This window comes from Brevundimonas sp. FV1ye28, from assembly GCF_058681135.1.
Map to the genome: position 1 here is coordinate 1,336,752 of NZ_CM178731.1, position 25,225 is coordinate 1,361,976.

A 25,225-nucleotide genomic window follows, 5' to 3' on the forward strand; every position below is an offset into this window, starting at 1 on the left:
GCCAAGCGGCGGCTTGCCGGAGGATGACGAGAGTGAAGGAAGGCATTTAACCGAACGGTTGACAACGCGATCGGGTGGGCGCATTTAACCGATCAGTTACACACGAAAGCGCCATGCAGACCGATCCTCTCTCCGCAAAGTTCGCCGCCCTGGCCGACCCGACCCGTCGGGCCATCCTGGCGCGGCTGACCGAGGGCGAGTGTTCGGTCAGTGACCTGGCGGAACCGTTCGACATGAGTTTGCCGGCCGTCTCCAAACATCTGAAGGTGCTGGAGAAGGCCGGTCTGATCTCTCGCGGCAAGGAGGCCCAATGGCGCCCTGCCCGACTGGAACCGATGGGCATGAAGGGCATGGCCGAGTGGCTGGAACACTACCGCCGATACTGGGATCAGAGCTTCGACCGCCTGGAAGATTATCTTCGCAAGATTCAGAAAGGAAACGACGATGGCCAACGAAACTGAGACCAACCCCTGCGACACCGACGGTGCCGCACACGCCTTCGACCTGACGCTTGAACGGATCATCGACGCGTCGCCGGAGAAGGTGTTCAGGGCCTATACCGACCCGCAAATCCTGGCCCAGTGGTTCGCGCCCAAGCCGTGGAAGATCGTTGATCCGATCATCGAGCCGCGCGTGGGCGGCCGCTTCAACTTCACCATGCATGGGCCGGACGGCGAGGTCTTCCCGAACTCGGGCGTCTTCCTGGAGGTCATCCCGAACCGCCGGATCATCACCACCGACGCCTTCACCGCCGAGTGGAAGCCGGCCGGTCAGCCCTTCATGGTGGCCCAGGTCGACATGGAGCCGACCCCCGACGGCAAGACGAAATACACCGCCGTCGCCCGCCATTGGAACGAAGAGGCGATGAAGCAGCACGAGCAGATGGGCTTCCACGAAGGGTGGGGCACGGTCGCCGACCAGCTGGCCGAAATCGTGAAGACCTTCTGATCCGATGAGCACCGTGGTCGCCGAGGCTCCAAATCGCCCGACCCTGAACATGCAGCGCGTCTTCGATGCGCCGCGCGAACTGGTCTGGCGTGCCTGGTCCAACCCGGAGATCCTGGTCCTGTGGATGGGGCCGGTCGAATGGCCGGCCGTCAGCGCCACGGCTGACTTCCGGGTCGGCGGCGCGTGGCGCATCTGCCTGCGCTCGCCGACCACCGGCGAAGACCTGTGGCAGGGCGGGGTCTATCGCGAGATCGTCGCGCCCGAACGGATCGTCTTCACCTTCAAGTGGGACGAGAGCCACGAGGACGGGCCGCCGGTCGACACCCTGGTCACCGTCCGTCTGTCCGAGACCGACGACGGCAAGACGCGAATGGACTTCACCCACGAGGGGCTGAAGTCCGAACAGAGCCTGACCGGCCACAAACACGGCTGGACCTCCACGGCCGACCGGCTCGAAGCCTGGCTGGCAGCCAACCCTGACTGAAGGAGAAGACGATGAAGATCGTGACCAGCCTGAGTTTCGCCGGCAATTGCCGCGAGGCCTTCGAGTTCTATGCGCGGGTCCTGGGCGGCAAGATCACCTTCGCCCTGCCCTACGGCGATGCGCCGCCGGAGATGCCGGTGCCGCCGGAAATGAAGGACTGGCTGATGCACTGCTGGCTGGAGATCAGCGATCAGGCGCTGATGGGGTCGGACATGCATTCCGCATGGGCGACGAAGATCAACGAGCCCAAGAACGGCTTCGACGTCAGCCTCCATTTCGACAGCGTCGATGAAGGTCGCCGCGTGTTCGACGCCCTGTCGGAAGGTGGCACGGTCGCCATGGCCTTCGGCGAGACCTTCTGGACCCCGGGTTTCGGCACCCTGACCGACCGGTTCGGCATTCCGTGGATGGTCAATGTCGCCCCAGGCGCCGATTGGCGGCCGGGCGAGCCCTCGTCCTGAGGTCTTCCTGCGACAGAGGTTGAGCCTCAGTCAGCCAAGGCCTGGGGGAATTCATGCCCCAGGGCCTCGGCCATGCCCTGCTGCGAAATCAGCAGGACCTGTTGCTGCTGGTGGTAGTTGTTCGACAGGACGATGACCGCCACCCGCTGATCCGGCTGCCAGACCTCGATGTTGCGGAAGCCCGACCAGCTGCCGGTATGGTAGATTTCCCAGTCCTGGAAGGCCGGCGTCACCCGCGTGCCCAGCCGGTTGGACATGACGCCATAGCCCCAGGCGCGATGGGGTCGCCCGCCCCGCTCGTTCGGCTGGTCCGCCGGAGAATGGTCCATGATCATCTGTGCGTAGCTGTACGCGCTCAGCACATGGCCGGTGTTGAGCGCCCGCACCCACACCAGCAGATCGTCCAGCGTCGAATAGAGGGCGCCCGCGCCGTAGACGATCGAGACGTTCGGATTGCGCTGGGCGGTCAGCCCGGCCGGGAAGTTGGCGTGTCCGGTGACGATGCCGAGGTCGCTATCGTCATCGAAGCCGGTGTCCCTCATGCCCAGGGGCTCGAAGAAGGCTGTTTGCAGATAGTCGGGGAAGGTCTGGCCGCTGGCCTTCTCCACAATGGCGGCCGCCAGGTTGAACCCGGCGTTGTTGTAGCGGACCTTGGTCCCCGGCTCGAACGACAGGCGGAAGGCCTTGGAGTCCTCGGTCAGTTCGTCGAGCGTCGCCGGGGTGGTGCGGCGGGCGCCCCAGCCGGGACGGGCCATCAGGTCGGGGATGCCCGAGGTGTGAGAAATCAGGTGATGAATCCTCAGCGGTGCCCAGGCCGCGGGGCATGGCTGGATCCACTGGCAGACCGGATCTCCGATCGTCAGCTTGCCGTCGTCCTGGAGCTTCAGGATCGCGGCGGCGGTGAACTGTTTGGAGATCGAGGCCAGGCGAAAGCGGTCGCCGATGCCGAGAGGTCGGCCTGTGGCGACATCGGCGGTCCCATAGGCCTGGCGGAACAGGATTTCATCGCCGCGCGCAACCAGGACCGCACCCATAAAGCGGCCGGCCTCGGCCTCGCGCTGCAGGCGGGCGGTCAGTTGCGGGAGAGCTTCGACGACCTCAAGCGGCGGACGCGCGGGCGTCGGAGCCAGACGTGAGGCGGCGGACGGCAGAGGCTGGGAGGTCAGGCCGGCGACCAGACCGGCGCCGCCGATCAGGACGACGGCGGCGATAAGACCGAGGAAGAGCCGAGGGTGGTTCCCGGCGGTACGCGGAACGTCAAACATCGAGGCTTGGTAACGGGTCCGGACGATTCGTCACCCCATCGGCCGATCCCGTTTGCGTCATCTTCCGATTTGATCAGGGGCCGCCGCCATGGCGGTAAGGCGGCGATGGCGGACGGGAGTCTCGCGCTCGTCTGACGTGCCGCTTCGGGGCAGGGCGTCGATTTCCGCAAACGCCCCTTAGGTGACTTTAACCTGACGTCGGCTAAAGATCAGGGGAGGGGCGTATGCCACGGAGCACTGAATAAAGGAGGCGGCGGATGGCCGTTACGTTCAGGTCGCCAAGGCTTGCTCACACCTGGAACCGTCCGCATCCTAATCTACGATGAAGCGCGGCTCGGCACTTGGGCGACCAAGGCCAATCTTTGCAATCAACGATTGTTTAACTCCGCTGGCGTCATCAAAGGCCCTGTCGCAATCCGCGATTGGAGCTCAAAATGATTATCGCGCTCGCATTCGCTGCAGCTACCTGCATGTCACCCGAGTTTACGGCCCGTCATCCGAAGGCTGTCAGCGTCGTCGTCTCCCCATATTTCAGCCAAGGGACCGCCGCAGAGCGTGAGGAGCGCCTACGAAACAGCTTCGCATTGATGGACGAGAATAGTGACGGCTTCATCTCTGATCGGGAAATCCCGATTGGAACACGGGGCTTCGCTGGCCGGCCACACGACGAAGAGGCCAGCACTGCCCTTTGGCTCGAAGGCATCGACCTTAACGACGACCGAAAGGCTGACTGGCAGGAGTTCGGTAGCTATTTCCTGCCAGTCATGACCGTGGCGAGTTGTCAGAGGGGGTGACAGACGCGCGAGACGAGGACGTACTTGCACTGGAAGGATCCGTCTGCGTTTACGACACACTGCGGCGAGTAGACGTAGTCGCAGACCTCGCCCTCGTTCGGGGGCGCATCGACCACTTGGGCGGGTGCCATCGTGGGGACGGCCAAAGAGCCGACGAGCAGCGCAGCCGACGCCAGGATGCTTGTGATTTTCATGGGCTTCACTCCTTCAAAATGGTTAACGCCGAAGGAGTTGCACGGCAGATCATTCGCCAGAAGGTTGGATGGCACAACTTTTGATGAATAGTGTGGGTAAGTGCCCAGCACGAACGTGAGCCGTCTAAGAGGAGGACATCTGCTTCCAGGCCGCTAGGGTGAATCCCCTTTCCACCCCTCTCAGACCTGCGGAACGTCCGCTCTGCGGAGCCTTGGTTGTCTGCGTCAGCCTGCTGCCGACGCTTGCTGGTGGAAACCCTAGGCGTTGAAGTCCAGGCCGAACTGGGCGTAGAGCGCGCGGCTGTCCTGCCATTTCGGATCGACCTTGACCGTGATGAACAGGTGGACCGGGCGGTCCAGCAGTTCGGTCAGTTCCTCGCGCGACTTCTGGCCGATCCATTTCAGGGTCTGGCCGCCCTTGCCCAGCACGATGGGTCGCTGGCTTTCGCGCTCGACATAGATGGTCTGTTCGATGCGGGCCGAGCCGTCGGCCTTTTCATCGAAGGCGGTGGTTTCGACGGCGGCCGAATAGGGCAGCTCTTCGTGGACGCGCAGATAGACCTTCTCGCGCGTGATTTCGGCGGCGAGTACGCGGATCGGCACGTCGGCGGACTGGTCTTCCGGATAGAGCCAGGGGCCCTCCGGCATGTCGCGGGCCAGACGCTGTTTCAGGTCGTCGACGCCGTCACCTGACAGGGCCGAGATCATATAGACCTCGGAATAGACGCCGTGCTCGAACAGGCCGTGCGACAGGGCCAGGAGCGTGTCGCGGCGCATGCCGTCGATCTTGTTGAGCACCAGGATGACCTGGGTGTTCGTCGCCTTGAGGTTGGCGATGATGGTCTCGGTGTCCTCGGCGGACTTGCGGTCGGCGCCCGTGCCGTCCTTGCCTTCCGAAGCGATGTGGGAGGCCGCGTCGATCAGGTGGACGACGACGTCGGCGTCGGACGCCCCGCCCCATGCCGAGGCGACCATGGCGCGGTCCAGCCGGCGCTTGGGCGTGAAGATGCCGGGGGTGTCGACGAGCACGATCTGGGCGTCGCCCTCTATGGCGATGCCGCGCACGGGAAAGCGGGTCGTCTGGACCTTCTGGGTGACGATGGAGACCTTTGACCCCGTCAGACGGTTCACCAGCGTCGACTTGCCGGCGTTCGGCGCGCCGATGATGGCGGCGAAGCCTGCGCGGTTCTGCTGGGGGTTGGTATCGGTCAAATCACGCCTTCACGTTGGAGCATGGCCATGGCGGCCGCTTTCTCCGCGTCCTGACGCGAACGTCCGGGCGCGGTCAAGGGTTCGACCCCTGCGATGGAAACCTCGACCGTGAAGGTCGGGGCGTGGTCGGAGCCGGTCTGGCCCACGACGCGATAGGACGGCAGGGGACGGCCCTGGCCTTGGGACCACTCCTGCAGAGCGGACTTGGGATTGTTCAGGGCGCGCGGCGCGGGCGTGGCCAGTTCCTCGGCCCAGGCGCGATCGAACATGGCGCGGGCGGCATCCAAGCCTCCGTCGAGGAAGACGGCGGCCAGCAGGGCCTCCACGGCGTCGGCGACGACGCCTTCCTTGCGACGGCCGCCGGACTTGGTCTCGCCGGGCGACAGGCGCAGAGCCTCGCCGACCTTCAGCCGTTCGCCGACACGGCCGCAGGCGTGCTTGTCGACGAGCGCATGCAGGCGGGACGAGAGCTCGCCTTCGTCGGCGGACGGGAAGTCGTTGTGCAGACGCTCGGCGACCAGAAGGCCGAGGACGCGGTCGCCCAGGAACTCGAGCCGTTCGTTGTGGCGCGCGGGCTTGCCGGCGGCCTTATCGGCCCCCTCCCCCACGCTGGAATGGGTCAGGGCCCGCTCAAGCAGAGCGGGATCCTTAAAGGCATGGCCGAGACGGTCGACCAGCGCGGCCACCGCCTCATGCCGGGTATTGGCCATCAGTCGAGGACGCGGAAGAAGCGGCTGGGCCGGACGTTGGCGAACCAGCTGACCGGGTTGAACAGCGAGGCGCCCGGTTCCCACGAGAACATGATGATCTCGGCCTTGCCGACCAGGTTCTCGTCCGGGACGAGACCGACGCCGGCCGACTGTTCCACGCGGCTGTCGATCGAGTTGTCGCGGTTGTCGCCCATCATGAAGTAGTGGCCGGCCGGGACTTCGTAGACGGGCGTGTCGTCCAGGTCGCCGCCGGGGCCGAAGTCCTGGGTCATGAAGGTGCGGCCGCCCGGCAGGGTCTCGCGAACCTGGGTGACGGGGCGCGGACCGAAAATGTCGTTGACCTCACCGGCGCTGACGACGGCGTCCTGAACCGGCTGGCCGTTGATGTAGAGCTTGTTCTCGATCATCTGGATCGTGTCGCCGGGCAGGCCGATCACGCGCTTGATGTAGTCGGTCTTGTCGTCGCGCGGCAGTTTGAAGACCACGACGTCGCCCCGGTTCGGCGCGCGGCCGAAGACGCGGTCGTCGCCCAGCGGCAGGTTGATCGGCAGGCCCGACGAGAACTTGGAATAGCCGTAGGCCCACTTGGACACGACGATATAGTCGCCCTCGTAGAGATTGGGCTCCATCGAGGCCGAAGGGATGGTGAAGGGCTGGAACAGGAGGACGCGCAGGACGAAGGCGATGGCCAGGGCCACGACCACCGTCTTGACGATCTCGACCGTCTCGGAGGCGGCCGAAGGGCCGTCGTCGTCCTTGTCGTCGTCGCGGACGTGAACCTTGGCGGCCGAGGGGATCTTTTCCTTCTTGCCTGAGTCGTCGAACGGCGCGTCGCCCGCGTCGCTCCAGATCGGGCGACGGGTCGCGGAGGTGACCACGGGATCGGAGGTGACCGTCCGATCGCTTTCGGATGCGGCGAACTCGGCTTCGGGCGTGACCTCGACGTCGTCGGGCGAGACGTCATGGGTCACCACGGCGGACGATTCCGCATCGGTGGTGTCCGTGATGGCCTTGTCGTCGTCGGTGGGCTTGTTGTCGCTCATCGTATGAAGTCGTCCCCGGTCGCCGAACGCGACACGCATGCGTGGGCGAGTATAGCCCGATTACGCCACCGGCAAGGCTTCGATCACCACGAAGGCGAGTGCATAGGGGTGTTCGTCCGAAAGCGTCAGATGAATATGCGGCGTGTGGCCCACAGGCGTCAGCCGTTTCAGGTGCTCGGCGGCCGGTCCGGTCAGGGCCAGGGTCGGCTGGCCGGACCTCAGGTTCACCACCCCCATGTCCTTCCAGTAGACGTCACGGCGCATGCCGGTGCCCAACGCCTTGGCGCAGGCCTCCTTGGCCGCGAACCGCTTGGCGTAGCTCCAGGCGGCGTCGGGTTTACGGTCCGAGCGGGTGCGTTCGATCTCGGTGAAGCAGCGGGTCTTGAAGCGGTCGCCGAAGCGGTCGATCGACGCCTGAATGCGTCGGATGTCCGACAGGTCCGCGCCGATGCCGATGATCACCGGCCCCTCTCCGAAGCCGGCGCCTCCAGCCCGCGCGCCTCGTCCATGAGGTCGCGCATCCGCCGGATCGCGGGACCCAGACCCACGAAGATGGCCTCTCCGATCAGGAAATGGCCGATGTTCAGTTCCATGATCTCCGGGATGGCCGCCACGGCCGCCACGGTGTCGTAGTCAATGCCGTGACCCGCATGAACCTCCAGCCCCAGGGCATGGGCCTGGGCTGCTCCGGCAGTCAGGGACGCCAGCTCGGCCTCGGCCTCGACCGTCCGCCCCTCGCGCACGGCGTCGCAATAGGCCCCGGTGTGCAGTTCGACCACGGCCGCGCCGGTTCGGAACGCCGCCTCGATCTGCGCCGGGTCCGCGCCGATGAACAGAGAGACGCGCGAACCGGCCTCTTTCAACCTGCCCACGACGGGGGTGATCCAGTTGTGACCGCCGACGACGTCTAGCCCACCTTCGGTCGTCCGTTCCTCACGCTTTTCGGGAACGAGGCAGACGGCGTGGGGTCGGTGATGCAGGGCGATGGCCAGCATCTCCTGCGTGACTGCCATCTCGAGGTTCAGCGGCCGGTCCTCGGTATTCAGCAGGGCTGACAGATGGTCGATATCGGCGTCGGAGATATGCCGACGATCTTCACGCAGGTGAGCGGTGATGCCGTCGGCGCCGGCGGCGAGCGCCTCCTCGGCCGCCCTGACGGGATCGGGAGATTGGCCGCCGCGCGCATTCCGCACCGTCGCGACGTGGTCGATATTGACCCCGAGGCGCACGCGCGTGCCGGTCACTTGGATAGCCGCCGGCTGCCCGGATCCTCGACCGGGAGGGCCGCCAGTTCGGGCGGCAGGGCGTCGGCGGGGTATGCGGGGACGTCCAGCGAGGCGAGGGCCACGAGAGGCACGCCGACATCGGCCTTGCCCCCCGAGCGGTCGACGATGCAGGCAGCGGCGACGACGGTGCCGCCTGCGGCCTGGATGGCGGCGATGCATTCGCGGCTCGACAGGCCTGTGGTGACGATGTCCTCGACCATGACGACCTTCTCGCCCGGTTCGACATGGAAACCACGACGCAGCTTGAACTCACCGCCCTCGCGCTCGACGTACATGGAGCGGACGTTCAGGTGTTTGGCGGTCTCGTAGCCGGGGATGATGCCGCCGACGGCCGGGGAGATGGCGACATCGACCGGCCCGACCAGGGCGACGATCTTCTCGGCCAGCGCCTTGCACAAGCGCTCGCAGCGCGCGCCGTCCATGAAGACCAGATTCTTCTGCAGGAAGACCGGGCTGTGCAGGCCGGACGACAGCACGAAATGGCCCTCGCGCAGGGCGCCGGCGGCGCGGAACTCGTTCAGGACGTCTTGGGTGTTCATGTCCTGCATCTAGGACACCCGTCGCCGCTCGTGAAGAACGAACCTTATCAATCACCGTGCACCCCGGCGAAGGCCGGGGTCCAGATCGCGAAGGCGATGGTCAACGCTGGAGGCTCGGTCGGTGATTCCAGCCGACGGTGTCTGTGATCTGGACCCCGGCCTTCGCCGGGGTGCACGGAAGAAAAGTCTAGTATTCCCGGCTTTCGGCCTGGCGCTCTTCCAGATGGCCGTCCTTCAGGGCGAAGACGCGGTCCATGTGGCCGGCCAGCTCCATGTTGTGGGTGGCGATCAGGGCGGCGACGCCGGTGGTCTTGGTCAGTTCGCGCAGGGATTCGAACACCGACTGGCTGGTGGTCGGGTCGAGGTTGCCGGTCGGCTCGTCGGCCAGAAGCAGGCGCGGTTTGTTGGCCAGGGCGCGGCCGATGGCCACGCGTTGCTGTTCCCCGCCTGACAGCTGGGCCGGCTGGTGCGTCAGGCGTTCGCCGAGGCCCAGGGCGGTCAGGGTTTCCTCGGCACGGGACCGGGCGACGGCTTCGGGGTAGCCCGCGATTCGCATCGGCAAGGCGACGTTGTCGCGCGCGTCGAACTCCGGCAGCAGATGGTGGAACTGATAGACGAAGCCGACCCGGTTCAGGCGGATGCGCGTCCGCGCCCGCTCGTCCAGAGCGCCGACATCCTCGCCGTCGATGAAGACCTGGCCGGAGGTCGGACGCTCAAGCAGGCCGGCGGCATGCAGCAGGGACGACTTGCCCGAGCCGGAGGGCCCGATCAGTCCGACCAGTTCACCGGGGAAGATGTCCAGGTCGACGCCCCGGAGGACGGTCAGCTCGCCGTTGCCCGTGACATAGGTCCGGGTCAGGGCGCGGGCGGAGAAGACGGGACTACTCAAAACGCAGGGCCTCCACCGGGTCGATCTTGGTCGCATTCCACGACGGGATCAGGCTGGCCACGCAGGACATGAAGAAGGCCCAGACGGTGATCCAGAAGACGTCCGCCGGGTCCACCTCGGCCGGGATGGAATCCAGCATGTAGACGTCGGCGTTGAACAGCTGCGTCTGGAAGACGAACTCGAGGAAGTGCTGGATCGCGCCGATATTCAGACAGAACAGCAGGCCGAGCACCAGGCCCGTGATCGTGCCCGCAACGCCGATCGAGGCGCCGGCCATGAAGAAGATGCGCAGGATCGACGATGGGCTGGCGCCGATGGTCCTGAGGATGGCGATGTCGCGGGTCTTGTTCTTCACCAGCATGACGATGCCGGAGATGATATTGAGCGCCGCTATGGCCACGACCATGCCGAGGATGATCGACATGGCGACCCGCTCGACCTTCAGCGCGCCCCAGAAGGCGGCCAGCTTGTCGCGCCAGTCGACGACGAAACCGCCTGGGCCCGCCGCTTCGCGAACGGGGACCAGATAGTCGCCGACGCGGTCGGGCTCATCGACCTTGATCTCGATGACGTCCCAGACGCCCTCCTTGCCGAAGAAGAGCTGGGCCTGTTCCTGCGGCATGAAGATGAAGGCGCGGTCGTAGTCGGCGGTGCCCGAGGAATAGGTGCCGCCGATGCGGTAGGTCTTGTTCAGACCGCCCAGATTGCCGAAGGCCGAGTCCGCGCCGGTCGGGGAATAGATCTCGATCGGATCGCCGACACGCAGGCTCAGGCTGTCGGCCAGAGCCTGGCCGATCAGGATGTTGTCGCCGCCGTAGGCGCCCTGGCCGAAGCTGGTCCGCGCCTGTTCCGACAGGCTTTCATAGACGAAATTCATCGTGTCGAGATCGTCGGGCGCGATGCCGCGCACATAGGCGCCGGTCGTCTGGCCCCCTGCGCGGATGATGGCCTGGGACTCGGTCAGGGGGGTGACGCTGATCACACCCTCGACGCCCCGGAGACGGTCGACGACGGCGTCGCGGTTCGGCGCGTTCAGCACCTCGCCCTGCACATACATGTGGCCGTTGAAGCTGAGCATCCGGCCCAGCAGCTCGTTCCGGAACCCGGCCATGATGCTGAGCACCACGATCAGGGCCATGACCGCCAGTGCGATGCCGACGAAGGAGATGATGGCGATCAGGGCGACGCCGCCCTCCTTGCGCTTGGCGCGCAGGTAGCGAAGCGCGAGGCCGATCTCCCAGGCGGAGAAGGCGCCGGCGGGCTTGGGCGGGGGCGTCACAGACGTCGTCGTCAACGGATGGCCTCCAGAGCAGCGTCGAGCGCCACGGTCGACTTCTCGCCGGTTGCGCGGCGCTTGAGCTCGACGACGCCCTCGGCCACGCCCTTGGGACCGATGACCAGTTGCCACGGAATGCCGATCAGGTCGGCGGTGGCGAACTTGCCGCCCGGACGCTCGTCGGTGTCGTCATAGAGGACGGACTTGCCCGCCGCTTCCAGAGCATCGACCGCCGCCTCGCAGGCCTGGCAGACGTCGGGGTCGTTGACGCGCAGGTTGATGACGACGACGTCGAACGGGGCCACGGCGTCGGGCCAGATGATGCCGGCATCGTCATGGCTGGCCTCGATGATCGCGCCCAGCAGACGCGACACCCCGACGCCGTAGGAGCCCATGTGGACGTTGGTGTCGACCCCGTCCGGCCCCGCCACCTTGGCCTTCATCGGCTCGGAGTATTTGGTGCCGAAGTAGAAGATGTGGCCGACCTCGATGCCGCGCGCCGACAGACGGTCGGCCTCGGCGGTCTGGGTCTCGAACTGGGCCGCGTCGTGCATTTCCTCGGTCGCGGCGTAGAGGGACGTGCGCTCGTCGAAGACGGCCTGCACGGCCTCGGCGCCGAAGTCATGCCCGGGAGGCGCCATCTCGACCAGCTTCCTGTCGCAGAAGACCTCGCTCTCGCCGGTCTCGGCCAGGACGATAAACTCGTGGCTCAGGTCGCCGCCGATCGGGCCGGTGTCAGCGCGCATCGGCACGGCCTTCAGACCCAGGCGGGCGAAGGTGTTCAGATAGGCGACGAACATCCGGTTGTAGGCGGTGCGGGCCGAGGCCTCGTCCAGATCGAAGGAATAGGCGTCCTTCATCAGGAACTCGCGGCCGCGCATCACGCCGAAGCGCGGACGGCGCTCGTCGCGGAACTTCCACTGGATGTGGAAGAGGTTCAGCGGCAGGGATTTGTAGGATTTGACGAAGCTGCGGAAGATGTCGGTGACCATCTCCTCGTTGGTGGGGCCGTACAGCAGCTCGCGCTCGTGCCGGTCGGTGATGCGCAGCATCTCCGGGCCGTAGGCGTCGTAGCGGCCGCTCTCGCGCCACAGGTCGGCCAACTGGAGGGTCGGCATCAGAAGTTCGACGGCCCCGGCCCGCTCTTGCTCCTCGCGCACGATCTGCTCGATGCGGTTCAGGACGCGCAGGCCCAGCGGCAGCCAGGCATAGATGCCGGCGGCCTCCTGTTTGATCATGCCGGCGCGCAGCATCAGCTGGTGCGAGACGATCTGGGCGTCCGAAGGCGCCTCTTTCAGCGTGGGCAGGAAGTAGCGCGACAGGCGCATGGGGCGTCTCGGATTCGGAAGGCGTCAGGGGTGGTCAGCTTTAGCCGGGACAGAGGGGCAAAAGCTAGGCGGTCAGCCGGGCTCAGGGCACTGGAGGCGCCATGTCCGGCAGAGGCATCCAGCCGATGAAGACCAGCCACATCACGAACAGCCACAGCAGGAAGGCCACCCAGGTCGTGGTGATGAACTTGCGCTTCAGATCCGGCGTCTTGGGCGCGCCCCACTGCGAGCCGTCGGTCGGCGGCGCCTCGTGGCGTTCGGCGGAGGTGCCGAGCGGCAGGACGGCGAACAGCACCACCCACCAGACGACGATGTAGATGGCGAACATGGTGATCGGGCCGATCGGCATGTCAGTGCGCTCCCTTTTCAGCAGAGTGGGGCGGGGTTTCCATCAGTTCGACCAGGACCCCGCCCATGTCCTTGGGGTGCAGGAACAGGATGGGGGTGCCGTGGGCGCCGATGCGGGGTTCGCCGGTGCCGAGCAGGGTCGCCCCCTTGGCCCGCATCGCGTCGCGGGCGGCCAGGATGTCCTCGACCTCGAAACAGACGTGGTGCTGACCGCCCTTGGGGTTTTTGGCCAGGAAGCCGTGGATCGGGCTGTCGTCGCCCAGCGGCTCGATCAGTTCGATCTGCGAGTTGGGCAGGTCGATGAAACAGACCCGCACGCCTTGCGCCGGCAGGTCGAAGGGTTCGCTGGCCGAGGTCGCGCCGAGCATGTCGCGGTAGAGGGCGACACTGGCCTCGATGGAGGGCGTGGCGACGCCGATGTGATTCAGTCTGCCGATCATGGGGTGGCTATGGGCGTTGATCCGGTCGTGGGCAAGCCGCCCCCATGCCGGGAGCCCGCAGAGCCAGCAGGGTGGATCGTCGCACCTCGGCCGACATCAGGTCCGCCCCCTCCAGGATACAGCCGACCACGGTGTTTGAGTTGGGCGCCAGCAGGCCATAGGTCTCGTCCATCGCCTCCAGTTCGTCACGGGCGCGGGCCAGTTCCCCAGGAGCGGCGGCGACCACGGCCGGGTCGCGGCTGACGATGGTCATCTCGTGCAGGCTCTCGCCCGAACTCGGGAAGTCGTAGGCGCGGTCGTCGTACTGGAAGAGGCGGGCCGAGAGGCGGTCGCCCGGGCCCTCCCCGTCCTCGAACTTACCCTCCTGGCTGGCCGAGAAGGAGATGGCCGGCCCCTCCTGCGGCACTACGAGAATGTAGGCGTGGCGTGGGAACAGCAGGTACTGCGCCATCCACTTCGTCACCCAGACGGCCGGGGCGCGGTCCGGCCCCAAGGCATGGGCCCCGACATAGACGCCGGGCGGCAGGACGCGACTGTCGATGCGGCCGTTGATGGCCTGCATGCGGTCGATCATGACCTGATCCAGCAGGAAGGTGCCGCCCTCCGACGCCCGTTCGAAATGGGCGCGGATGTCGGCGGCGGTCGGGGCGTCGCCCATCTCCCGGCCATAGATGGCGTCGAAGGCCTTGTCCGAGGTCGGGCTGTCGTCGGCGGTCGAGAACCACAGAACGCCGATCTCGTGCGCCGTCCGCGCCACCGGATCGTCGCCCCGGAAGGTCGACAGGCTGAGCACCAGATTGCAGGCGAGGAACAGGACGACGAACCCCGCCAGACCCTGTCCCGTGATCACCGCCCACTTGCGCCACCCGGTCAGCGGATGGCGCGCGTTGCGGACGCGGTGCTTGAGGCGGCGCCCCCTGTCTCGAACGGTTTCGAACGAAGGGCGCCGCATCGGTTCAGAGCCTCAGGATGACCGTCTCGACGATGGGACGGCGGTCCCAGATCTGTTGCGAGGCCTTCTTCAGCACCCGCGCCACGGCCTGTTCGACCACGGTGTCGTCATCGCGGGCCTCGCCTTTCAGCGAACCGACCGTCTGCTCGACCCGCTCCGCAAGATTGTCGAGGGCATCGCCCAGCGGCGTGACCTCGTCGCCCGGAAGGCCGATGGCACGGACGTCGATATCCGAGACGATCCGACCGCGCTTGTCCATGGCGAAGCTGACCACCAGGACGCCGTTGGTCGAGGCGTGGCGACGCTCGCGCAGGGCCTCGCCCTTCTCGGTCACCACCATGCCGCCGTCGACATAGAGGCGGCCGTTCGGGACCTCGTCGATGATCGCGGCCTTGCCGGGGGCCAGGCGAACCAGGTCCCCATTGCGCGGGGTCACCGTCTCCTCGACGCCCAGATCGCGGGCGAAGGCGGCGTGCTCCATCAGGTGGCGACGCATGCCGTGGGTCGGGATCGAGATGCGCGGGCGAGCCCAGGCGTACATCTGCTTGATCTCGTCGCGGCAGGGGTGGCCGGAGACGTGGATGCCGGGGTGATCCTTCTCGGTGTAGAGGCGGACCCCGCGATCGGCCATGCGGTCCTGCAGGTTGGCGATGGCCAGTTCGTTGCCGGGGATGACCCGCGACGAGAAGATGCAGTGGTCGCCCAGACCCAGTTTGATGAAGGGGTGCGAACCGTCGGCGACGCGCGACAGGGCCGCGCGATCCTCGCCCTGGCTGCCGGTGCAGAGATACAGGATCTGGTCGGCCGGCCAGTGACGGGCTTCGTCCTCGGTCAGGATGCGCTGGCTGTCATTGAACAGGCCGACGTGACGCGCGGCGGCGGTGATCCGGTGCATCGAGCGACCGGCCAGGGCGACGCGACGCCCGGCCTTGTCCGCCGCCTTGATGACGCTGACCATGCGGGCGACGTTGGAGGCGAAACAGCCGACCGCGATCTTGCCGGTCTTCAGCGAGCCGATCAGCTCGATCAGGCCGTCCTGGGCCTCCAGCTCCGAACCGGCCTCGCCATCCACGAAGACGTTGGTGGAATCGCAGACCATGGCCAGCAGGCCCTCGGCGCCCATCCGGGTGATAGCCGGAATGTCGGTCGGCTTGCCGATGACGGGGTTGGGATCCAGCTTCCAATCGCCGGTGTGGAAGACCGTGCCCAGGGGGGTGGTGATCTTCAGGCCGTTCGGCTCGGCGATCGAGTGGGTCATGGTGACGAAATCGACCTGGAACGGGCCGAGGTCGACCTGGCCGCCCAGCGGCACCTCTATGATCTTGACGTCGTGCACGCCGTTGTCCCGCAGCTTTTCGCGGATCAGGAAGGCGGTGAAGGGCGTGGCGTACAGCGGCGCCTTCATCCGGCTCCACAGCCAGGGCAGCGCACCGATATGGTCCTCGTGCGCGTGGGTCAGGACGATGCCGCGGATGTTCTCGCCCTCGAGGAAGGACGGGTCCGGGACGATGATGTCCACGCCCGGCGTGGACAGATCGCCGAAGGTCACGCCGACGTCGACGATCATCCACTGGCGATCGTCTTCAGGGCCGTAGCCGTAGCAGTTCAGGTTCATACCGACCTCGCCCGAGCCGCCGAGGGGCAGGAAGACGAGTTCGTCGTGGGCCGTAGCCTTGGTTTTCTTGGTCATGTGTCCGTCAGATGGGTATTGCGGCGCCAGATTTCGAGAAGGCCGCGGATGGTCAGGTCCGGATCGAACCGGTCGATGGCTGGGGTCGCCCCCTCGAACAGGGAGGCGACGCCTCCGGTTCCGACGACGGTCATGGGTGCGCCCCATTCCGCCTTGATGCGCGAGACCATGCCCTCGATGAGGCCGACATAGCCCCAGAAGACGCCGGACTGCATGTTGGACACGGTGTCCTTGCCGATCACGGTGTCGGGTTTCTGGATCGCGATGCGCGGCAGCATGGCCGCCGCCTCGTGCAGGGCCTGGAGGGAAAGGTTGATGCCGGGCGCGATGGCCCCGCCCTCGAACGCCCCATCGGCGGCGATGATGTCGAAGGTCGTCGCGGTGCCCGAGTCGATGACGATCAGGTCGCCGGGATAGACCAGGTGTGCGCCGATGGCGTTGACCAGCCGGTCGGCGCCCGCCTCGGACGGCTTCTTGATCCGCACGGGGATGCCGAGCTCGACATTGTCGCCGATGACCAGGGGCTCGACCGACAGATAACGGCGCGACAGGTTCCTGAGGTTGAAGATCGACTGCGGCACGACGCTGGAGATGATGCAGCCGGTCAGGGAGGCCAGATCGATCTTCCGCATGGCGAGAAGCTGGGTCAGCCAGACGGCGTATTCGTCGGCCGTGCGACTGGCCTCGGTGGCGGTGCGCCATTGGGCGATCCAGTTGTCGCCGTCATGGACCGCGAACAGCGTGTTGGTGTTGCCCTGTTCGATGGCGAGAAGCATCAGGCGGCCCTTCCGTGCGCGTCCGAACCGAAGAAGACATCCCCCGCCGAGATGAGGCGCAGGCTCCCGTCGGCGGTGCGCAGCCGAAGCGCGCCGTCGGGGGCGACGCCCTCGGCCGTGCCTTCGACCGTCTCATGCCCCAGCCGGGCGACGCAGGGGCCGTCAAGGCCGTGCGTGCGGGCGGTCCAGGCGTCGAGGATGGGCTGGAAGCCCAGGCTCTCCCAGCGCCCCTGCCAGACGGTGAAGGCCTCAGCGAGCACGGTCGCGGCGGCGTCGATGGCGGGCGGATAGGCGATGTCGGAGCGCAGGTGGGCTGCGAGACTGGTCGCGGGTCGCTCGGTCCCCTCGGGCGCATGGGCCAGGTTCACGCCGATGCCGACGGCCAGCCACAACTGGCCCGATGCATGGACGCCGGACTCGATCAGGATGCCCGAGGCCTTGTCGCCCGATAGCATCACGTCGTTGGGCCATTTGATGCTGACCACGCCGGGAACGGCGAAGGCGTCCAGCAGGTCGGCGACGGCGAGGGCCGCGACGAAGGTCACCTGAGCGGCCTCAGCGGGAGGCTTGTCCGTCAGGGTCAGCAGCGTCGCGAACAGGTTGCCCGTGTCGCTGTTCCATTCCCGGCCGCGCCGACCGCGCCCGGCGGACTGACGGCGGGCGACGATCCACTGGCTGGACGCGTCGCCGCTCTCGGCCCGGCGACGGGCCTCGGCATTGGTGGAATCGATCTCGTCGAGGAGATGGATGGGCGGGGTCACCGCCCTACCCCGCTCCGAAACCGGTCGCCGCGATACGGGTCAGGGGCTCCAGCCAGGTCAGGCCGACGATGACCAGCGGGAAGGAGAAGGCCGCGCAGGCCCAGCCGATCCACTGGGCCTCGACCGGCGCCTTGTCGGTCTTGGCGACGCCCTCGGGGGCCTCGTCGAACCACATCAGCTTGATGATGCGCAGGTAGTAGAAGGCGGCCACGACCGAGGCCACCAGACCGGCGGCGGCGACCATCCAGTAGCCGGCCGAGGCGGCGGCGCCGAAGACGTAATACTTGCCCCAGAAGCCCGAGAACGGCGGCATGCCCAGGACCGACAGCGACAGGACGGTGATGGCGATGGTCGTCAGCGGACGATCCTTCTTCAGGCCGGCCAGATCGGAAATCTTCCGGATCGGACGACCCGAGCGGCTTAGCGACAGCAGGATGGCGAAGAAGCCGATGGTGTCGATCATGTACAGGGTCATGAAGGTCACCATGGCCTGCAGGCCCTGTTCGGTGCCGGCCGCGATGCCCAGCAGGGCGTAGCCGATGTTGGCGATCGACGAATAGGCGAGCAGACGCTGAATGTCCTTCTGCGCCAGACCGCCCCAGGCGCCGACCACGAAGCTGGCCAGACAGATCAGGATCAGGACCTGGGCCCACTGGTCGTGGGCGCCGAGGAAGCCTTCCGACAGGGCGCGGGCGAACAGGACCATGGCGGCCATCTTCGGCGCGGTGGCGAACAGGGCCACGACTGGCGTCGGGGCGCCTTCGTAGACGTCGGGCGTCCACATGTGGAAGGGCGCGGCCGAAACCTTGAAGGCCAGTCCGCAGATCAGGAAGACCAGACCGAAGATCAGGCCCGGGCCGGGGTTGGCGGTCGCATAGGCGGCGATGTCCTCGAACCGCATCGAACCGGCGAAACCGTAGATCAGGCTGGAGCCGTAGAGCAGCAGGCCCGACGACAGGGCGCCGAGGACGAAATACTTCAGGCCCGCTTCCGACGCCTTGAGGTCGTCGCGGTGGTAGGCGGCGAGGACGTACAGGGCCAGCGAATGCAGCTCGACTCCGACATAGAGCGAGATCAGGTCGCCCGAGGACACCATCATCCCCATGCCGACAGCGGCCAGGACGATCAGGATCGGGAACTCGAAGCGGGCGATGTTCATCCGCTGCATCCAGCCGCCGCCCAGGATCACGGCGACCGCCGAGGCGATGTAGATCGCGACCTTGGCGTAGATGGCCAGGGGGTCGGCGACATAGGCGCCGTTGAAGGCCTGACCGAGCGGGCCGGTGGCGGCCACGGCCGAGGCGGCGACCAAGAGGGCCACCGACAGGATGGATATCAGCCGCGCCGACTTCTCGCCGATGAAGGCGCCGAGCAGCAGCAGGACAAGGGCGCCGATCGCGAGCGTCAGCTCCGAGGCGGCGAGGTTCAGGGCGTAGGACAGATCAGGCATTTATCTTCTCACCCGCCGGTCGCGAGCTGCCAGCCGTTGACGACGGCGTCGACGGAGGCTGCGGTGTAGTTCAGGACCAGATCCGGCTGCACGCCCAGCCAGATGGTGCCGACGATCAGGGGGACGAACAGGACCAGCTCGCGCAGGTCGATGTCCTTGATCGTGGCCAGGGCCGGGTTGGTGATCTCGCCGAACATGACGTTGCGATACAGGGTCAGGGCATAGACGGCCGACAGGATGACGCCCGTCGCGGCCACGAATGCGGCCCAGGTCGAGGCCTGATAGACGCCGGTCATCGTCAGGATTTCCCCGATGAAGCCCGACGTCCCCGGCAGGCCGACGTTGGCCATGGTGAACATCAGGAAGATGGCGGCGTACCAGGGCATCCGGTTCGTCAGGCCGCCGTAGAAGGCGATCTCACGCGTGTGCATCCGGTCGTAGACCACGCCGACGCAGAGGAAGAGCGCGCCCGAGATCAGGCCGTGGCTCAGCATCTGGAAGACGGCGCCCTGCATGCCCTGTTCGTTGCCGGCGAAGATGCCCATGGTCACGAAGCCCATGTGGGCCACCGACGAATAGGCGATCAGCTTCTTGATGTCGGTCTGACGGAAGGCGACCAGCGAGGTGTAGGCGATGGCGATCACCGACAGGGTGAAGACCAGCGGCTGGTACTGGATGGACGCGTCCGGGAACATCGGCACGTTGAACAGGATGAAGCCGTAGCCGCCGAGCTTCAGCAGGATGCCGGCCAGGATGACCGAGCCCGCCGTGGGAGCCTGGACGTGGGCGTCGGGCAGCCAGGTGTGGACCGGCCACATCGGCATCTTGACCGCGAAGGAGGCGAAGAAGGCCAGCCACAGGATCGACTGGGCCTGCGGTCCGAAGGCGTAGTCCTTCAGCGCCGGGATCGAGGTCGTGCCGGCCTCGTTGGCCATCCACAGCATGGCCAGCAGCATCAGGACGGACCCGAGCAGGGTGTAGAGGAAGAACTTGTAGGCGGCGTAGATCCGGTTGGCCCCGCCCCACACCCCGATGATGATGAACATCGGAACCAGGGTGCCCTCGAAGAAGATGTAGAAGAGGAACAGGTCCAGCGAGGTGAAGACGCCGATGACCAGGGTCTCGAGCACCAGGAAGGCGATCATGTAGTCGCCGACGCGTTTCTCGACCGACTTCCAGCTGGCCAGGATGCAGATCGGCATCAGGAAGGCGGTGAGCAGGACGAACAGGATCGAAATCCCATCGACGCCCAGATGATAGCCGGCGCCCGCGAACCAGACGTAGTTCTCGACGAACTGATAGGCCGGGTTGGCGCTGTCGAACTGGAGCACCAGCACCGTCGAGACGGCCAGCACCACGAGCGTCGTGATCAGGGCCACCCAGCGGGCGATGCCGTCTTCGTTGGACTTGGCCATGAACTTGGCCAGCACGATCAGCAACGCGCCGACCAGCGGCAGGAAGGTGACCACGCTCAGGATATTGGGGATCGCACCCATCTTATGCGCCCCAGGCGTAGATGGCGAAGGCGAGCAGACCGGCCACGCCGAGCAGCATCACGAACGCATAGTGATAGACATAGCCGGACTGGATCTTGGCCAGTCGCGCGGCGGATTTCAGCGAGGCCCAGGCGGCGCCGTTCGGCCCCAGCCCGTCGATGATCTTCACGTCGCCGACCTTCCAGAACAGGTCGCCCAGCGCCTTCGCGCCCTTGACGAAGAGGAGGTCGTAGAGCTCGTCGAAGTACCACTTGTTGTAGAGGAAGCTCCACAGCGGACCCTCGTTGGCCGCCATCCGCTTCGCCAGGCCTTCGCGCAGGACGTAGTAGTAGAAGGCGATGAAGGCGCCCAGCAGGGTGACGATCAGCGGCGACCACTTCACCCAAGTCGGGACCTCGTGGCTGTCGTGCAGGACGTGGTTGCTCGCGCCGGAGAAGATGGCTCCGCGCCAGAACTCGCCTTCGTGATGGCCGATGAAATGCGGGGCGAAGACGAAGCCGGCGAACACCGCGCCGATCGACAGCAGGATCAGCGGAACCAGCATGACCGGCGGGCTCTCGTGCGGATGCAAGGGACCGTGGTGGTGATCGTCGTGCGCATGATCGTCGTGACCGTCCGGCTCGGAGTGGGTCTCGAGCTGAGCATGCGAGGCGTGGTCGTCGTGCGCATGAGCGTGGTCGTCGTGCGCGTGCGCGGCCATCGCCTCTTCCGTCCACTGCGGCTTGTTGTGGAAGGTCATGAAGATCAGCCGCCACGAGTAGTAGCTGGTCAGGGCCGCGGCCAGGATGCCTACGGCGAAGGCGAAATAGCCGGCCGCCGAGTGACCGGTGGTCGCCGCCGCATAGGCACTCTCGATGATCGAATCCTTGGAATAGAAGCCGGCGAAGCCGCCGACGCCGGGCAGGCCCAGGCCGGTGATGGCGATCGTGCCGATCATCATCACGCCATAGGTGACGGGCAGCAGCTTCCACAGTCCGCCCATCTTCCGCATGTCCTGTTCGTGATGCATGCCGTGGATCACGGAGCCGGCGCCGAGGAACAGCAGGGCCTTGAAGAAGGCGTGGGTGAACAGGTGGAACATGGCGGATTCGTAGACGCCGACGCCCGCCGCGAAGAACATGTAGCCGAGCTGCGAACAGGTTGAATAGGCGATGACCCGCTTGATGTCGTTCTGCATCAGACCGACCGTCGCGGCGAAGAGGGCCGTGATCGCGCCGGTGACGGCGATGATCAGCGACGCGGTCGGGGCGTATTCGTAGATCGGGCTCAGCAGGCAGACCATGTAGACGCCGGCGGTGACCATGGTCGCCGCGTGGATCAGGGCGGAAACCGGCGTCGGGCCTTCCATGGCGTCCGGCAGCCAGGTGTGCAGGAAGAACTGCGCAGACTTGCCCATGGCACCGATGAACAGGAGGAAGCCGGCCAGGTCGAGCGCCGACCAGGTGTGGCCCAGGAACTCCCAGCCCGTGCCGGCCTTGGACGCGATCATCGGGAAGAGCTCGGCGAACTGGATCGTGCCGAACATCCAGAAGATGGTGATGATGCCGAGGGCGAAGCCGAAGTCGCCGACGCGGTTGACCACGAAGGCCTTGATGGCGGCGGCGCTGGCCGTGGGTTTCTTGAACCAGAAACCGATCAGCAGATAAGAGGCCAGCCCCACCCCTTCCCAGCCGAAGAACAGCTGCATGAAGTCCGCAGCGGTGACGAGCGCCAGCATGGCGAAGGTGAAGAGCGACAGGTAGGCGAAGAAGCGCGGCTTGGAATCGTCCTCGGCCATGTACCCCCAGGAATAGAGGTGCACGAGCGACGAGACGCTGGTGACGACGACCAGCATGGTCGCGGACAGGGCGTCGATGCGGATCGACCAGTTCGACTGGAAATCGCCGACGGTAATGAAGGGCGAGACGACGACCGTGAACGGCTCCAGGTGAGCCCAGGTCCACTGGCCGAAGACCGTCCAGGCGACGAAGCACGAGAAGAACAGCAGGCCGGTCGTGATGGCCTGCGAAGGAATGTCGCCGATACGGCGGCCGAAGAAGCCGGCGACGGCGGCGCCGAGCAGCGGGGCGAAGACGCCCAGGGTGACGAGCAGTTCGAGAGACACGATCAGCCCTTCATCACGCTGGCGTCGTCAACCGCGATATCGCCGCGGTTGCGGAAGAAGGTCACCAGGATGGCGAGGCCGACAGCGGCCTCGGCCGCGGCGACCGTCAGGACGAACATGGCCATGATCTGCCCCGACACGTCGTTCAGATAGGCCGAGAAGGCGACGAAGTTGATGTTCACGGCCAATAGGATCAGCTCGACCGACATCAGGATGATGATGACGTTCTTGCGGTTCACGAAGATGCCGAAGACCCCGATGGTGAACAGCATCGCCGCCACCGCCAGATAATGTTGAAGCCCGACTTCCATCAGCGCAGTTCCTCGCCGGTGACGCCGACGCCGGTGACGACGCCCTTGATTTCGATCGCCGTCTTGCGGTCGCGGTTCGACTGGGCGCCCGGATCCTGGCGGCGGACCGAGGTCCGCTTGCGCAGGGTCAGGACGATGGCGCCGATCATGGCGATCAGCAGCACGATCCCGGCCGCCTGGAAGAAGTAGACGTAGTCGGTGTAGAGCACCCGCCCGATCGTCTCGATGTTCGAGGCGTCCGCAGTGGCCACGGCCGGTGCCACGGCGTCCGACGCCGCCCCGCCCTGCACCACCACGATCGAGATCATGATCATCTCGGCCAGCAGGATGCCCGCGACGATCGCGGCCAGCGGCAGATAGGTGGCGTACCCCTCGCGCAGGCGGACGAAGTCGACGTCCAGCATCATGACCACGAACAGGAACAGCACCGCGACGGCGCCGACGTAGACGACGACCAGAAGCATCGCGAGGAACTCCGCCCCAAGGAGGACGAACAGCCCCGCTGACGAGAAGAAGGCCAGGATCAGCCACAGGACCGAGTGCACGGGGTTGCGCGCTGTGACGACCAGAAGGCCGGACACAACGGCGGTGGCCGCCATCAGATAGAACGCTATGCCTTGCAGCATGGGAGGGACGATGCCCCTTTCAGTCGGTTGGGCGGCGAACCCACAGGGATTCGCGCGCTTCGTTTAGCGATAGGGGGCGTCGAGTTCCAGATTCTTCGCGATCTGCCGTTCCCAGCGGTCGCCGTTATCCAGCAGTCGGGCCTTGTCGTAGTAGAGTTCTTCGCGGGTCTCGGTCGCGAACTCGGAGTTCGGTCCCTCGACGATCGCGTCCACCGGGCAGGCCTCCTGGCACAGGCCGCAGTAGATGCATTTGACCATGTCGATGTCGTAGCGGGTCGTGCGGCGGCTGCCGTCCGACCGGGGTTCCGACTCGATCGTGATGGCCTGGGCCGGACAGATGGCTTCGCACAGCTTGCAGGCGATGCAGCGTTCCTCGCCGTTCGCATAGCGACGGAGCGCGTGTTCGCCCCGAAAGCGCGGCGACTGGGGGTTACGCTCGAACGGATAGTTCACCGTGTACTTGGGCTTGGCCATGTACTTCAGCGACAGGCCGATGGCGCCGAACAGGTCCAGCATCATCGCGCCCTTGGCGGCCTGGGCGATACGCGTGATCATCGGACGGGGTCTCCCGGACGCGTGCAATCGCGTTTGTAGCGATCCGTGTCCTTGTTCATGATGGCGCACAGGCGGACGCGTTCGGCCTCGCGGCGTTCGATGCCGTCCTGGCGGCGCTGCCACTGGTAGGGCGAGTTGGGCAGGTCCTCGTAGGGTGCCGGGAAGGCGCAGCCGGCCAGGGTGGCGGCGGTGACGGCGATGAAGGTCATGCGGATCATGCCCCCACCGCGAAGACGCGCCAGGCCGAAACGATGACCACGGCCACCAGGGACGTCGGCAGGAAGATCTTCCAGCCCAGGCGCATCAGCTGGTCGTAGCGGTAGCGGGGCACGAAGGCCTTCACCAGCGAGATCATGAAGAACCAGAAGACGATCTTGGCGAAGAACACCAGGAACAACAGAAGGTTGACCAGGAACGGCGGCCACTCGGCGGTGAAGTCGATCGGGAAGCCGGGGTTCCAGCCGCCGAAGAACAGGATCGAGATCATCGCGCACATGAAGATGATGTTCACGTACTCGCCCATCATGAACAGCAGATAGGGCGTGGACGAATACTCGACCTGATAGCCGGCCACGAGTTCGGACTCGGCCTCGGGCAGGTCGAACGGGGGACGGTTGGTTTCCGCCAGGGCCGAAACGAAGAACATGATCATCATCGGGATCATGACGACGATCAGCGGCCAGGTGCCCGCGCCGCCGCCGAAGACGTACCAGTTCCAGATCCAGCCGTCCTGCGAGGAGACGATGTCTGACAGGTTCATCGTCCCGGCCAGCAGGATGACGTTGATGATGATCAGGCCGATGGAGACCTCATAGGACACCATCTGTGCGGCGGATCGCAGCGAGCCGAGGAACGGATACTTCGAGTTCGAAGCCCAGCCACCCATGATGATGCCGTAGACGCCCATCGAGGAGATGGCGAAGACGTAGAGGATGCCGACGTTGAGGTCGGAGATGACCCAGCCCGGCGCGAAAGGAATGACCGCCCAGACGATGAAGGCCGTCAGCACGGTGATCACCGGCGCCAGAAGGAAGACGATCTTGTCCGCGCCGGCGGGAACGACGATCTCCTTCAGGACGAACTTTATCATGTCCGCGAAGGACTGAAGCAGGCCGAAGGGGCCGACCACGTTGGGGCCCTTGCGCATCTGCACGCCGGCCCAGATCTTGCGGTCGGCCAGAAGCAGGAAGGCCACGGCGATCAGGACGCCGACGGTGACCAGCAGCACCGCGCCCGTCGTGGCGAGGGTCCAGCCGAGCGGCGTGGTCCAGAAATTCGGTTCCATGC

The 25,225-nt window shown here is 65.9% G+C and carries 30 protein-coding genes; 5 read left to right on the plus strand and 25 right to left on the minus strand.

Translation table 11 applies throughout. The features are described from left to right. Positions 1-113 precede the first annotated feature (113 nt). From ACW171_RS06705 to ACW171_RS06720, 4 genes are read left to right on the plus strand one after another with little or no spacing between them, the layout of a single operon-like run. Positions 114-461 (plus strand): ArsR/SmtB family transcription factor, encoded by a 348-nt coding sequence (locus ACW171_RS06705; RefSeq protein ID WP_492096306.1) that lies wholly within the window; start codon positions 114-116, stop codon positions 459-461. Beyond that, entirely contained in the window at positions 445-948 is a 504-nt protein-coding gene (locus ACW171_RS06710; protein WP_492096307.1) for an SRPBCC family protein, read from the plus strand. Before ACW171_RS06705 ends, ACW171_RS06710 begins: the two co-directional genes overlap by 17 nt. A gap of 4 nt (positions 949-952) precedes the next feature. Then, positions 953-1,432 (plus strand): SRPBCC family protein, encoded by a 480-nt coding sequence (locus tag ACW171_RS06715; RefSeq protein ID WP_492096308.1) that lies wholly within the window; start codon positions 953-955, stop codon positions 1,430-1,432. 11 nt (positions 1,433-1,443) lie between these two features. Further along, a complete protein-coding gene (locus ACW171_RS06720; protein WP_492096309.1) occupies positions 1,444-1,893 on the plus strand; it encodes a VOC family protein in 450 nt (149 codons plus the stop codon). A gap of 26 nt (positions 1,894-1,919) precedes the next feature. Here the strand turns inward: ACW171_RS06720 and ACW171_RS06725 are convergent, their stop codons facing one another. Then, complete coding sequence (locus ACW171_RS06725; protein ID WP_492096310.1) at positions 1,920-3,158, minus strand: serine hydrolase domain-containing protein; 1,239 nt, start codon at positions 3,156-3,158, stop codon at positions 1,920-1,922. Positions 3,159-3,592: 434 nt separating this feature from the next. Here ACW171_RS06725 and ACW171_RS06730 point away from each other — a divergent pair, with 434 nt between their 5' ends. Beyond that, entirely contained in the window at positions 3,593-3,952 is a 360-nt protein-coding gene (locus tag ACW171_RS06730) for an EF-hand domain-containing protein (protein ID WP_492096311.1), read from the plus strand. Here the strand turns inward: ACW171_RS06730 and ACW171_RS06735 are convergent. From ACW171_RS06735 to nuoH, 24 genes are all read right to left on the minus strand, one after another. Further along, complete coding sequence (locus ACW171_RS06735) at positions 3,940-4,146, minus strand: hypothetical protein (protein WP_492096312.1); 207 nt, start codon at positions 4,144-4,146, stop codon at positions 3,940-3,942. The genes ACW171_RS06730 and ACW171_RS06735 overlap by 13 nt on opposite strands. Before the next feature lie 258 nt (positions 4,147-4,404). After that, complete coding sequence (gene era, locus ACW171_RS06740; protein ID WP_492096313.1) at positions 4,405-5,358, minus strand: GTPase Era; 954 nt, start codon at positions 5,356-5,358, stop codon at positions 4,405-4,407. Next, on the minus strand, positions 5,355-6,068 hold the full coding sequence (gene rnc, locus ACW171_RS06745) for a ribonuclease III (protein WP_492096314.1): 714 nt from the start codon (positions 6,066-6,068) through the stop codon (positions 5,355-5,357). The genes era and rnc overlap by 4 nt, the downstream gene beginning before the upstream one ends. Beyond that, positions 6,068-6,865: a signal peptidase I gene (gene lepB / locus ACW171_RS06750; RefSeq protein WP_492096597.1), complete on the minus strand. Its 798-nt coding sequence runs from the start codon at positions 6,863-6,865 to the stop codon at positions 6,068-6,070. The genes rnc and lepB overlap by 1 nt, the downstream gene beginning before the upstream one ends. 306 nt (positions 6,866-7,171) lie before the next feature. Then, positions 7,172-7,573 carry a holo-ACP synthase gene (acpS, locus tag ACW171_RS06755; protein WP_492096315.1) on the minus strand — a complete coding sequence of 134 codons (402 nt, stop codon included), beginning with the start codon at positions 7,571-7,573 and terminating at the stop codon, positions 7,172-7,174. After that, positions 7,570-8,355: a pyridoxine 5'-phosphate synthase gene (locus ACW171_RS06760; protein WP_492096316.1), complete on the minus strand. Its 786-nt coding sequence runs from the start codon at positions 8,353-8,355 to the stop codon at positions 7,570-7,572. Before ACW171_RS06760 ends, acpS begins: the two co-directional genes overlap by 4 nt. Then, a complete protein-coding gene (gene pyrE, locus ACW171_RS06765; RefSeq protein WP_492096317.1) occupies positions 8,352-8,936 on the minus strand; it encodes an orotate phosphoribosyltransferase in 585 nt (194 codons plus the stop codon). The genes ACW171_RS06760 and pyrE overlap by 4 nt, the downstream gene beginning before the upstream one ends. 187 nt (positions 8,937-9,123) lie before the next feature. After that, on the minus strand, positions 9,124-9,825 hold the full coding sequence (locus ACW171_RS06770) for an ABC transporter ATP-binding protein (RefSeq protein WP_492096318.1): 702 nt from the start codon (positions 9,823-9,825) through the stop codon (positions 9,124-9,126). After that, entirely contained in the window at positions 9,818-11,119 is a 1,302-nt protein-coding gene (locus tag ACW171_RS06775; protein WP_492096319.1) for a lipoprotein-releasing ABC transporter permease subunit, read from the minus strand. The genes ACW171_RS06770 and ACW171_RS06775 overlap by 8 nt, the downstream gene beginning before the upstream one ends. Continuing rightward, on the minus strand, positions 11,116-12,429 hold the full coding sequence (proS, locus tag ACW171_RS06780) for a proline--tRNA ligase (protein ID WP_492096320.1): 1,314 nt from the start codon (positions 12,427-12,429) through the stop codon (positions 11,116-11,118). Before proS ends, ACW171_RS06775 begins: the two co-directional genes overlap by 4 nt. Positions 12,430-12,511: 82 nt before the next feature. Next, positions 12,512-12,778 carry a DUF1467 family protein gene (locus ACW171_RS06785; protein ID WP_492096321.1) on the minus strand — a complete coding sequence of 89 codons (267 nt, stop codon included), beginning with the start codon at positions 12,776-12,778 and terminating at the stop codon, positions 12,512-12,514. A 1-nt stretch (position 12,779) separates the two neighbouring features. Continuing rightward, positions 12,780-13,217: a methylmalonyl-CoA epimerase gene (gene mce / locus ACW171_RS06790; protein WP_492096322.1), complete on the minus strand. Its 438-nt coding sequence runs from the start codon at positions 13,215-13,217 to the stop codon at positions 12,780-12,782. Between the two features lie 7 nt (positions 13,218-13,224). After that, a complete protein-coding gene (locus ACW171_RS06795) occupies positions 13,225-14,169 on the minus strand; it encodes a hypothetical protein (protein WP_492096323.1) in 945 nt (314 codons plus the stop codon). A 4-nt stretch (positions 14,170-14,173) separates the two neighbouring features. Next, positions 14,174-15,859: a ribonuclease J gene (locus ACW171_RS06800; protein ID WP_492096324.1), complete on the minus strand. Its 1,686-nt coding sequence runs from the start codon at positions 15,857-15,859 to the stop codon at positions 14,174-14,176. Then, positions 15,856-16,638, minus strand: coding sequence for a type III pantothenate kinase (locus ACW171_RS06805; RefSeq protein WP_492096598.1), 783 nt, complete (start codon positions 16,636-16,638; stop codon positions 15,856-15,858). Before ACW171_RS06805 ends, ACW171_RS06800 begins: the two co-directional genes overlap by 4 nt. Further along, the gene (locus ACW171_RS06810; RefSeq protein WP_492096325.1) at positions 16,635-17,396 is read right to left on the minus strand and encodes a biotin--[acetyl-CoA-carboxylase] ligase; all 762 of its coding nucleotides are present in this window, start codon (positions 17,394-17,396) and stop codon (positions 16,635-16,637) included. The genes ACW171_RS06805 and ACW171_RS06810 overlap by 4 nt, the downstream gene beginning before the upstream one ends. A 4-nt stretch (positions 17,397-17,400) precedes the next feature. Next, a complete protein-coding gene (gene nuoN / locus ACW171_RS06815) occupies positions 17,401-18,846 on the minus strand; it encodes an NADH-quinone oxidoreductase subunit NuoN (RefSeq protein ID WP_492096326.1) in 1,446 nt (481 codons plus the stop codon). An 8-nt stretch (positions 18,847-18,854) separates the two neighbouring features. Beyond that, entirely contained in the window at positions 18,855-20,342 is a 1,488-nt protein-coding gene (locus ACW171_RS06820; RefSeq protein WP_492096327.1) for an NADH-quinone oxidoreductase subunit M, read from the minus strand. Between the two features lies 1 nt (position 20,343). Continuing rightward, a complete protein-coding gene (gene nuoL, locus ACW171_RS06825) occupies positions 20,344-22,446 on the minus strand; it encodes an NADH-quinone oxidoreductase subunit L (RefSeq protein ID WP_492096328.1) in 2,103 nt (700 codons plus the stop codon). A 2-nt stretch (positions 22,447-22,448) separates the two neighbouring features. Beyond that, a complete protein-coding gene (nuoK, locus tag ACW171_RS06830) occupies positions 22,449-22,757 on the minus strand; it encodes an NADH-quinone oxidoreductase subunit NuoK (protein WP_492096329.1) in 309 nt (102 codons plus the stop codon). After that, positions 22,757-23,383 (minus strand): NADH-quinone oxidoreductase subunit J, encoded by a 627-nt coding sequence (locus ACW171_RS06835; RefSeq protein WP_492096330.1) that lies wholly within the window; start codon positions 23,381-23,383, stop codon positions 22,757-22,759. Before ACW171_RS06835 ends, nuoK begins: the two co-directional genes overlap by 1 nt. A gap of 63 nt (positions 23,384-23,446) precedes the next feature. Beyond that, positions 23,447-23,938, minus strand: a complete 492-nt coding sequence (gene nuoI / locus ACW171_RS06840; protein WP_374036461.1) for an NADH-quinone oxidoreductase subunit NuoI — start codon at positions 23,936-23,938, stop codon at positions 23,447-23,449. Beyond that, the gene (locus tag ACW171_RS06845) at positions 23,935-24,156 is read right to left on the minus strand and encodes a hypothetical protein (protein WP_492096331.1); all 222 of its coding nucleotides are present in this window, start codon (positions 24,154-24,156) and stop codon (positions 23,935-23,937) included. Before ACW171_RS06845 ends, nuoI begins: the two co-directional genes overlap by 4 nt. Then, complete coding sequence (gene nuoH / locus ACW171_RS06850; protein ID WP_492096332.1) at positions 24,153-25,223, minus strand: NADH-quinone oxidoreductase subunit NuoH; 1,071 nt, start codon at positions 25,221-25,223, stop codon at positions 24,153-24,155. Before nuoH ends, ACW171_RS06845 begins: the two co-directional genes overlap by 4 nt. Between the last annotated feature and the right edge of the window lie 2 nt (positions 25,224-25,225).

What these genes read in the sequence shown, in the direction of transcription:
- ACW171_RS06710 (WP_492096307.1), top strand. Translation starts at nt 445, where the DNA reads ATGGCCAACGAAACTGAGACCAACCCCTGCGACACCGACGGTGCCGCA.
- nuoI (WP_374036461.1), bottom strand. Translation starts at nt 23,938, where the DNA reads ATGATCACGCGTATCGCCCAGGCCGCCAAGGGCGCGATGATGCTGGAC.
- mce (WP_492096322.1), bottom strand. Translation starts at nt 13,217, where the DNA reads ATGATCGGCAGACTGAATCACATCGGCGTCGCCACGCCCTCCATCGAG.
- rnc (WP_492096314.1), bottom strand. Translation starts at nt 6,068, where the DNA reads ATGGCCAATACCCGGCATGAGGCGGTGGCCGCGCTGGTCGACCGTCTC.
- nuoN (WP_492096326.1), bottom strand. Translation starts at nt 18,846, where the DNA reads ATGCCTGATCTGTCCTACGCCCTGAACCTCGCCGCCTCGGAGCTGACG.
- pyrE (WP_492096317.1), bottom strand. Translation starts at nt 8,936, where the DNA reads ATGAACACCCAAGACGTCCTGAACGAGTTCCGCGCCGCCGGCGCCCTG.
- ACW171_RS06735 (WP_492096312.1), bottom strand. Translation starts at nt 4,146, where the DNA reads ATGAAAATCACAAGCATCCTGGCGTCGGCTGCGCTGCTCGTCGGCTCT.
- ACW171_RS06845 (WP_492096331.1), bottom strand. Translation starts at nt 24,156, where the DNA reads ATGATCCGCATGACCTTCATCGCCGTCACCGCCGCCACCCTGGCCGGC.
- ACW171_RS06715 (WP_492096308.1), top strand. Translation starts at nt 953, where the DNA reads ATGAGCACCGTGGTCGCCGAGGCTCCAAATCGCCCGACCCTGAACATG.
- ACW171_RS06820 (WP_492096327.1), bottom strand. Translation starts at nt 20,342, where the DNA reads ATGGGTGCGATCCCCAATATCCTGAGCGTGGTCACCTTCCTGCCGCTG.
- nuoK (WP_492096329.1), bottom strand. Translation starts at nt 22,757, where the DNA reads ATGGAAGTCGGGCTTCAACATTATCTGGCGGTGGCGGCGATGCTGTTC.
- ACW171_RS06785 (WP_492096321.1), bottom strand. Translation starts at nt 12,778, where the DNA reads ATGCCGATCGGCCCGATCACCATGTTCGCCATCTACATCGTCGTCTGG.
- ACW171_RS06795 (WP_492096323.1), bottom strand. Translation starts at nt 14,169, where the DNA reads ATGCGGCGCCCTTCGTTCGAAACCGTTCGAGACAGGGGGCGCCGCCTC.
- ACW171_RS06725 (WP_492096310.1), bottom strand. Translation starts at nt 3,158, where the DNA reads ATGTTTGACGTTCCGCGTACCGCCGGGAACCACCCTCGGCTCTTCCTC.
- nuoH (WP_492096332.1), bottom strand. Translation starts at nt 25,223, where the DNA reads ATGGAACCGAATTTCTGGACCACGCCGCTCGGCTGGACCCTCGCCACG.
- proS (WP_492096320.1), bottom strand. Translation starts at nt 12,429, where the DNA reads ATGCGCCTGTCGCGCTACTTCCTGCCCACGCTGAAAGAGGCGCCTTCG.
- ACW171_RS06705 (WP_492096306.1), top strand. Translation starts at nt 114, where the DNA reads ATGCAGACCGATCCTCTCTCCGCAAAGTTCGCCGCCCTGGCCGACCCG.
- ACW171_RS06730 (WP_492096311.1), top strand. Translation starts at nt 3,593, where the DNA reads ATGATTATCGCGCTCGCATTCGCTGCAGCTACCTGCATGTCACCCGAG.
- ACW171_RS06720 (WP_492096309.1), top strand. Translation starts at nt 1,444, where the DNA reads ATGAAGATCGTGACCAGCCTGAGTTTCGCCGGCAATTGCCGCGAGGCC.
- ACW171_RS06800 (WP_492096324.1), bottom strand. Translation starts at nt 15,859, where the DNA reads ATGACCAAGAAAACCAAGGCTACGGCCCACGACGAACTCGTCTTCCTG.
- ACW171_RS06835 (WP_492096330.1), bottom strand. Translation starts at nt 23,383, where the DNA reads ATGCTGCAAGGCATAGCGTTCTATCTGATGGCGGCCACCGCCGTTGTG.